The organism is Pseudorhodobacter sp. (genome assembly GCF_030452865.1).
GTDB lineage: Bacteria > Pseudomonadota > Alphaproteobacteria > Rhodobacterales > Rhodobacteraceae > Pseudorhodobacter.
In genome coordinates, this window is record NZ_JAKDLJ010000209.1 from 1 (window position 1) to 6,294 (window position 6,294).

Here is a 6,294-nt window from a genome sequence, read left to right on the forward strand (position 1 = left end):
AAGACCGCAAAAGCCGGGGTCTGTTGCTGAACAAGGGGATGCGCGAAAACCTGACGCTGCAATCCTTGCCGATGTTTACCAATTGGTTGATCGACCAGAAGGCCGAAGACCGGGCGCTGACAACCGCGATTGCGGAATTTGATATTCGCGCCCCATCGCGGGAGGTGCTGGTGGGCAACCTCTCGGGCGGCAACCAGCAAAAACTGTTGATTGCCAAGGTGATGCTGGCCGCGCCCGATATTGTGATCATTGATGAGCCGACGCGCGGGATTGATATCGGCACCAAGCAGCAGATCTACGAATTCATCCATGCACTGTCGCGGCAAGGCAAATCCATCATCGTCATCAGCTCCGAGATGCAAGAGGTGATCGGCCTTGCCGACCGTGTGATGGTGATGCGTCTGGGGCGCATTGCCGGTGAAGTGTCCGGCGCGGATATGACAGAAGACAAGATCGTGCGGCTTGCAATGGGCCTCGGCGCGAACAAGCAAGAGGCGGCATGATGGCGAATATCGACGCAACGCAACGGGCCAAACCCATGCTGGACCTCAAGGTGCTTGGCCCCATTCTGGCGCTCGTGGTGCTGGTGATTGTGGGCGCATCGCTGAACGGGAATTTCCTGAGTGCGGCGAATATCACCAACGTTCTGTCCCGCTCTGCCTTCATCGGTATCATCGCTGTCGGGATGACCTTCGTGATTGTCGCGGGAGGGTTGGACCTGTCGGTGGGCTCGATGGCGGCTTTCATCGCCGGGCTGATGATTTTGGTGATGAACGCGCTTTTGCCTGCGTTGGGGCCGGGATGGCCGCTGGTGATGGTGGGGATGCTGGTCGCGATTGCCGCCGGAACATTGGCGGGGATGGTCAACGGGTTCCTGATCACGACGATGCGGATCGAGGCGTTTATCGTGACGCTTGGCACCATGGGGATCTATCGCAGCCTTGTGACCTGGCTTGCGGATGGTGGCACCCTGTCACTGGACTTCGGGATGCGGTCAATTATCCGGCCGATCTATTTTGACGGAGTGTTCGGGATCAGTTGGCCGATCATCGTTTTCGCGCTGGTGGCGATCACCGGCGAATTGGTGATGCGCCGCGCCGCATTCGGGCGGCATGCGGCGGCGGTCGGTTCCAACGATCAGGTCGCGCGCTATTCTTCGGTCAACGTCAACCGGGTGCGAATGCTGACCTATGTGTTCCTCGGCATCCTCGTCGGGGTCGCGACCATCATGTATGTGCCGCGCTTGGGGTCCGCATCCTCCAGCACCGGCGTTCTGTGGGAGTTGGAGGCGATTGCGGCTGTCATCATCGGCGGCACCATGCTGAAAGGCGGCTTTGGCCGGGTTTGGGGCACGGTGATCGGCGTTTTGATCCTGTCCCTGATCGACAATATTCTGAATTTGACCGACGGTGTTTCGCCTTACCTGAACGGGGCGATCCAAGGGGTTATCATCGTTCTCGCTGTTATCTTGCAGCGCGATAAGAAGGCGGAAGGCTGATACCGGCCCCGCAGAATATTCATGGCAACAGGAGGAATATCCATGACATTTACACGATTGGCAGCAGCGGCGGTAATGGCCGCAGCGCTTGCAATGCCGGCACTGGCGCAAGATAAGAAGGTCATCGGCGTCTCGATCCCTGCCGCGACCCATGGCTGGGCCGGGGGTATGAACTTCCACGCGCAGGAAGCGATCAATCGGTTGAAAACCGTTTATCCACAACTGGAATTCGTGCTGGCAACAGCGTCTGACCCGGCCAAGCAGGTCAACGACATCGAAGACATGGTTGCCACCCGCAAGATCAATGCGCTGGTCGTGTTGCCCTTCGAATCTGAGCCGCTGACCAGCCCGGTCAAAGCTGTGGCAGACAGCGGTGCCTGGGTGACGGTGGTGGACCGTGGCCTTGCGATACCGGGGATCGAGGATCTCTATGTCGCAGGCGACAACACCGGCTTTGGCCGGGTGTCGGGCGAATACATGGTTTCGGCCATGCCCAATGGCGGCAAGATCGTCGCGCTGCGGGGCATCCCCACCACCATCGACAATGAGCGTGTCGCGGGTTTTGAGGAGGCGATCAAAGGCTCCGGCATCGAGATCATCGATATGGAACATGGCAACTGGAACCGCGATGACAGCTTTACCGTAATGCAGGATTTCTTGTCCAAGCATGACAAGATTGATGCGGTTTGGGCGTCTGACGATGACATGGCAATTGGTGTTCTGGCCGCAATTGAACAATCGGGCCGCAAGGATATTCAGTTCGTTCTGGGCGGCGCTGGCATGAAAGAGATGATTGCCAAGGTGCGTGACAATGACAAAATGGTCCCGGCAGACGTGACCTATCCGCCATCAATGATCGCAACGGCGATTGAGCTGACTGCGGTTGGCATGACCTCCACCGCGCCGGTATCGGGGCGGTTCACTATTGGGTCAGTGCTGATCACGCCGGAAAACGCAGCGGAATTCTACTATCCCGACAGCCCTTTCTAAGCGATAGCAAGGGAACGAAGGGCGGGTTTGCCCTTCGTTCCAATCTTCCAACCCAAGACCGCCCGGCCCGCATTTCAGCGAATCCTATCAGGACCAACTCGTCACTTCTCCAGCAGCATCTCCGCTGGAATTATCGGCTCCGTCTCGGAGATGCGTGCCAGCGCGTTTAAGCCATCCCTCAATTTTGCAACATCGGCGGGCAGACCACGCTCCAGCTCTCCCTGCGTCGCGATCCAGATCGGGATTGCACGCTCCAACAACGCCAGACCTTCGGCTGTCAGAGTCAGGCGGCGGGCACGGCGGTCATTGGCATCCGCTGTCACGCACAGCAACCCGCGCCGTTCCAGCGGTTTGAGGTTGGCGGTCAGTGTCGTTCGATCCATCGCCAGCAACCGCGCGACGGACCCGAGTGTCGGTGGTTCCGGGCGGTTCAATGAGATCAAAAGCGAAAACTGCCCACCCTTGAGCCGGACGGGGCGCAGCGCCTCATCAAACCGTCTCGCTACCGCGCGCGCGGCGCGTTGCGTGTGCAGGCACCAGCAGGCGTCCCGTATCAGCAAAGTCATGCCGAAAGTCGCGTGGTTTTGAGAATTTGTTGACATGCGGTAACATAGGTTGATATCAACATTATAGTCAAGAGAATCGGAGAATAAATATGACCGAAAATCTTACCCCGGCCGCGGACCTTGCCGCGCTATCGCAAGCAAGCTGGCCCGGAGAGAGCGCTACCTACCGTAAGGCACGCACGGCGCTACTGGCCGAGGAGATTGAACTTCGTCGGCATATTCAGCGCGTTGCCGCCCAACGCCGTGCGCTGCCGCCCGGCGGTGAAGTGCCACAGGATTACGCATTTGAGGGCAAAAACGGCTCGACGAGGCTGAGCGAAATGTTCGGCGATCACGACACGCTCATCCTTTATTCGATGATGTATGGGCCGGAGCGAAAACTGGTTTGTCCGATGTGCGCGTCACTGCTGGATTCCTGGGATGGCGAGGCGCGGCATATCACGAAACGCGTGGCGCTTGCTGTCGTTGCCCGGTCGCCGATAGACCGCATCCAGCGCTGCGCAAAGGAGCGCGGTTGGACAGGACTGACCTTTGTGTCCGACCCGAGCGGCGACTTCACTGCGGATTATGTCGGTGAGCGGGATGCTGATCGCCCCGCCTACACAATCTTTCATCGCAGCAACGGAACAATCCGGCATTTTTACAGTGGTGAGGGCGGGATGGAGATCGCCGATCCCGGTCAGGATCCGCATAGCGCGCCGGATATGAACCCGCTTTGGATACTGCTTGACACCACGCCCGAAGGGCGCGGCGTGGATTGGTATCCGAAACTCGACGACTGACCGGCAGGATTGCCGAACCATTAGCGGGAGGAGGAAACCATCATGGCTGTGAAACCCGAAACAGAGGCTCCGCGCCTGTTCCCGACAATGCGCTGTCGGGATGCTGACAGAATGATGCGGTGGTTGGTGGAAGTGCTCGGCTTTTCCGAACATTTCGCCCATCGCGATAAAGGGATCGTTGAACATGCCCAGATGGCGAGGGGGTCCTCGATCCTGATGCTCGGCCAAAGCCGCGACGATGATTACGGCAAGCAAGTTGGCGATCTTGATGGGCGGCGCACGGATGCGCTTTACCTTGCGGTTGATGATGTCGACGCGGTTTTTGCAAAAGTCAAAGCCTCGGGTGCGGCAATTGAGGCGGCGCTCAGGGATACCGATTACGGTAGCCGCGAATTTGCCTGTCGCGATCCCGAGGGCAATTTGTGGAGCATCGGCACCTATTGGCCGAAGGCCGATGAAAAACCTGACGGCGCATGAACGCAATCGAGTGAGCGAGAGGAGAAAGCCAATGAGCTACGTCAGTGGATTCGTGATCCCGGTGCCAGAGGACCGCAAGGAAGATTATCGCAACATGGCAGCCGATGCGGCGGAAATGTTCAAAGGCTATGGCGCGATTGAGATCATGGAGGCCTGGGGCGAAGATGTGCGCGACGGCAAACTTACTGATTTCCGGCGCGCTGTGCAGGCGAAACCGGGAGAATGTATCGTGTTTTCGTGGATCATCTGGCCCGACCGCGTGACAGCCGATGCGGCTGAGAAGAAGATGGGAAGTGATGAAAGCATGGCCGCCGGAAACATGCCGTTCGATATGAAGCGGATGATCTTCGGTGGCTTTTCGCCAATATTTGAAATGGGTCGCAAGGGAGCAAGCCAATGACAAACCGTGATGGAACCCCGATCTGGTATGAGTTGATGACCACAGTACCTGACGCCGCGCAAAAATTCTATGGCGCGGTGATGGGTTGGAAATTTGACAAGCCCGCGGGCGGGATGGAGCGAGACTATCGCACCTTCGCGACACCTGAAGGCGAAGGCGTGGGCGGCGTGATGAAAGCGCCCGAGGGCGCGGCATTCGCCCCGATCTGGGCGGCCTATTTCGGTGTTGCCGATGTGGACGCGGCGGCAGCCATGGTGAAATCGCTTGGCGGCAGCGTCCATATGGACCCGCAGGATATTCCAGGCGTCGGTCGTTTCGCCTTTGTCTCTGACCCGCAGGGCGCGCTTTTCTACCTGATGCGCGGCGACAGCGACCGCAACAGTACCGCGTTTTCGATGATGAAATCCGGCCATTGTTGCTGGAATGAGTTGGTCACCAGTGATCAGGATGCCGCACTTGCCTTTTACAACAAGCTGTTCGGCTGGACCAAATCCGGGTCGATGCCCATGGGTGAGGCGGGCGAGTACAGTTTCATCGGTGAAGGCGACGACATGATCGGCGCGATGATGAACGCACCAAAGCCGAATACCGCGCCGTACTGGAATTTCGCTTTCACGGTGCCGGATATCGACGTGGCGAAAAAGGCGGTGGAGCGTGGCGGCGGCAAGGTTCGTCACGGCCCGATGGAACTGCCGGGCGATCAGGGGGACTGGCTGATCCAAGCCGACGACCCGCAAGGTGCAACGGTGATGTTCGCCGGCAAACGTAAAGCGGGGGCGGTGTGATGGACAAGATCTCCACGTTTTTGTGGTTCGACGGTCAGGCAGAGGCGGCGGTGGCGTTCTACACCGGGCTTTTCCCCGACAGCTGCGTTGGCGAGATGACCCGCACGACAATCGACTACCCCGGCGGCAAGAAAGGCGACGTAATAACCATCGCCTTCACGCTATTCGGACGCAGCTTTATTGCGATGAACGGCGGGCCGGGGCATCCTTTCACCGATGCGATATCGCTGTCGATTGATTGTGCCGATCAGGCAGAGGTTGATCGCTATTGGAATGCGCTGGAGGCGGGCGGCGAACCGATTCAATGCGGTTGGATCCGGGATCGTTTTGGTTTGTCCTGGCAAGTCACCCCTCGGATCCTGCCCCAGTTGCTCGCCGACCCGGACCGCGCGAAGGCCCAGCGGGTGATGGAGGCGATGGTGCAAATGATAAAGATCGACGTTGCAGCGATTGAGGCGGCTGCAAAAGGGAATTGAGCGAGAACAGCTGAAAACCGGGACTCCGTGCGGTCATTCCCGTCTGCGCCATGTGTGAACCTGGCAACCGGGATTTACCGGTTTGAATTCCGAAAAATGAGTCGAGGCGCAAACTTCCCTAAGACGGAATCGTTGCTGGGCTCAATGCTGCTTTCAGCGGCGAATGGTGTCGCCAAAGTCCAGCGTTGGTGAAAGTTCCACCCGCTCTCCTCCGACCAACCCACCCGGATGCACCCCGGCGATGATCTGTGCGGAAATGCGCCCGATTTCCAACCGGCATGCGTCCATCGTTGCCAGACGTCGTGGGAGCCCGGCCAGCA

Annotated in this window: 9 protein-coding genes; 8 read left to right on the top strand and 1 reads right to left on the bottom strand. The window is 58.7% G+C overall.

Features of this window, described 5'->3' with window-relative positions:
- The 3 genes from L0H65_RS12420 to L0H65_RS12430 form a co-directional block, all read left to right on the top strand.
- Nucleotides 1-503: ATP-binding cassette domain-containing protein (locus L0H65_RS12420; protein ID WP_301459369.1), on the top strand; the 503-nt coding region annotated here is incomplete at its 5' end.
- Nucleotides 503-1,498 carry an ABC transporter permease gene (locus L0H65_RS12425; protein WP_301459370.1) on the top strand — a complete coding sequence of 332 codons (996 nt, stop codon included), beginning with the start codon at nt 503-505 and terminating at the stop codon, nt 1,496-1,498. The genes L0H65_RS12420 and L0H65_RS12425, both read left to right, overlap by 1 nt.
- A 42-nt stretch (nt 1,499-1,540) precedes the next feature.
- Nucleotides 1,541-2,488: an ABC transporter substrate-binding protein gene (locus tag L0H65_RS12430; protein WP_301459371.1), complete on the top strand. Its 948-nt coding sequence runs from the start codon at nt 1,541-1,543 to the stop codon at nt 2,486-2,488.
- A 101-nt stretch (nt 2,489-2,589) separates the two neighbouring features.
- Here the strand turns inward: L0H65_RS12430 and L0H65_RS12435 are convergent, their stop codons facing one another.
- Nucleotides 2,590-3,054 (bottom strand): MarR family winged helix-turn-helix transcriptional regulator, encoded by a 465-nt coding sequence (locus L0H65_RS12435; RefSeq protein WP_301459372.1) that lies wholly within the window; start codon nt 3,052-3,054, stop codon nt 2,590-2,592.
- Between the two features lie 89 nt (nt 3,055-3,143).
- On the opposite strand from L0H65_RS12435, the gene L0H65_RS12440 reads away from it, so the two are divergent.
- The 5 genes from L0H65_RS12440 to L0H65_RS12460 are packed head-to-tail and all read left to right on the top strand — an operon-like array spanning nt 3,144 to nt 5,974.
- The gene (locus L0H65_RS12440) at nt 3,144-3,836 is read left to right on the top strand and encodes a DUF899 family protein (protein WP_301459373.1); all 693 of its coding nucleotides are present in this window, start codon (nt 3,144-3,146) and stop codon (nt 3,834-3,836) included.
- 42 nt (nt 3,837-3,878) lie between these two features.
- Nucleotides 3,879-4,313 carry a VOC family protein gene (locus tag L0H65_RS12445; protein WP_301459374.1) on the top strand — a complete coding sequence of 145 codons (435 nt, stop codon included), beginning with the start codon at nt 3,879-3,881 and terminating at the stop codon, nt 4,311-4,313.
- Between the two features lie 31 nt (nt 4,314-4,344).
- Nucleotides 4,345-4,713, top strand: a complete 369-nt coding sequence (locus L0H65_RS12450) for a DUF1428 domain-containing protein (protein ID WP_301459375.1) — start codon at nt 4,345-4,347, stop codon at nt 4,711-4,713.
- Nucleotides 4,710-5,498, top strand: a complete 789-nt coding sequence (locus tag L0H65_RS12455; protein ID WP_301459376.1) for a VOC family protein — start codon at nt 4,710-4,712, stop codon at nt 5,496-5,498. Before L0H65_RS12450 ends, L0H65_RS12455 begins: the two co-directional genes overlap by 4 nt.
- On the top strand, nt 5,498-5,974 hold the full coding sequence (locus tag L0H65_RS12460) for a VOC family protein (protein ID WP_301459377.1): 477 nt from the start codon (nt 5,498-5,500) through the stop codon (nt 5,972-5,974). The genes L0H65_RS12455 and L0H65_RS12460 overlap by 1 nt, the downstream gene beginning before the upstream one ends.
- Nucleotides 5,975-6,294: the final 320 nt, after the last annotated feature.